The organism is Candidatus Kurthia intestinigallinarum (assembly GCF_003991225.1).
In the GTDB taxonomy this organism is placed as follows: domain Bacteria; phylum Bacillota; class Bacilli; order Bacillales_A; family Planococcaceae; genus Kurthia; species Kurthia populi.
Genome location: NZ_JTFC01000225.1, coordinates 1 through 1378, shown reverse-complemented (window position 1 = coordinate 1378; position 1378 = coordinate 1). Strand labels below are relative to the sequence as shown.

Genomic DNA, 1378 nt, shown 5'->3' with positions numbered 1-1378 from the left:
ATTTTCAATGACAGGCCCAACCCCAAACTTTGCATCAGGATATAAACGTTTGACCGCCTGTGCAGTTAAGTGAGCTGCCGAATGGCGAAGTACCTCTAAACCCTCTTTTGACGAAGTGTCATACAGCGAAATTTCAGCGTCCACTAGAATTGGTCGAGTCAAATCAGTTGTCGTCGTATTTACACTTCCCACAATTGATTTTTTCGCTAAGCTCGGACTAATCGACTTGGCAATTTCGGTTAGCGTAACACCTTTGGCAAAGCACTTCTCTTCGCCATTTGGAAATTGAATTGTTACTTCTTGATTTGACATACTATCTCTCCTTTTCGTTTTTGGTTAATCAAATATGCAAATGCATATTTGCGTCCAGATTTTTTCGAGTTTACTCGAAAATTCCTCTAAAAATCTGTGACATATACTATTTTGGCAAAGCAAATATTTCATTTGCTTTGCCAAAATAAAAAGCATATACTCATCCCGTAAAGGGACGAATACATGCTTGTATACCCGTGGTTCCACCCAAATTCCTACTGTTAGATGACCAGTAGCTCATTGATACAGATAACGCCTGTACACGTTGCTAGTTTCCTAGCACAGCTCAAAGGGAGTAAATCGAATAGTCCAATCAGGAAACTTTCAGCCGGTGATTTCCCTCTCTTTTGACCTTCTCTTAAACGATTCATATCCTCGTCATTGCTTTTTAAAATTGAAATTACATATAATTTTAACGGACTTTCTAAATATTGTAAACTTATTATTTTAAAAAATCAGAAAATTATGTTAGAAAATTAGATGGCATCTTTTAATGATGATTCATTTTAGTAGCATCTCTTTTAGACAAAAATAACAGTTCCTTTTTTTGCTTCGCATAATATTGAAAAGAGACGTACTAGGTGTCTGTCTCTCTAATATTCCATATAACCTTTCTCTTTAAAAAAATCATTTCCGCAAATTATCAAATAGCCAAGATTGAAAAGATTTTAACCTTGTTTAATATTAAAGATCCAGATTACTTTTCCCAGAAAATCTTCGAACTACCACAGCATGTTAATAAAAGAGATATCAAAGATTATGCAAAGTTATATGCGGAAAAAGTGCCTAGTGAAGAGCAAGATTTTGAACAGAGTATGTGTATGATAAGTGATTTTGTAAGCTTGATTGAACTGATGAATAAGGTCAATAACATAAACGATATCTGATAAAATTTCGTTCATTTATTTTGATTTAACTATTAAAAAAGAATAGCGCAAATACAAAATAAGAGTAGACAAAATCGGCTACTCTTATTTGTTTATACAATTTTTTTGCGTGCTTTAAAATTGTAATTAACTTAATACGCGACACATATTTCTTTTGAAATACGTCCAGGAATTTTCAA

Annotated in this window: 1 protein-coding gene; it reads right to left on the bottom strand. The window is 33.5% G+C overall.

Features of this window, described 5'->3' with window-relative positions; translation table 11 throughout:
- Window positions 1-312 (bottom strand): TGS domain-containing protein (locus QI30_RS20035; protein WP_126992167.1); only part of this gene is annotated, 312 nt, incomplete at its 3' end.
- Window positions 313-1378 lie beyond the last annotated feature (1066 nt).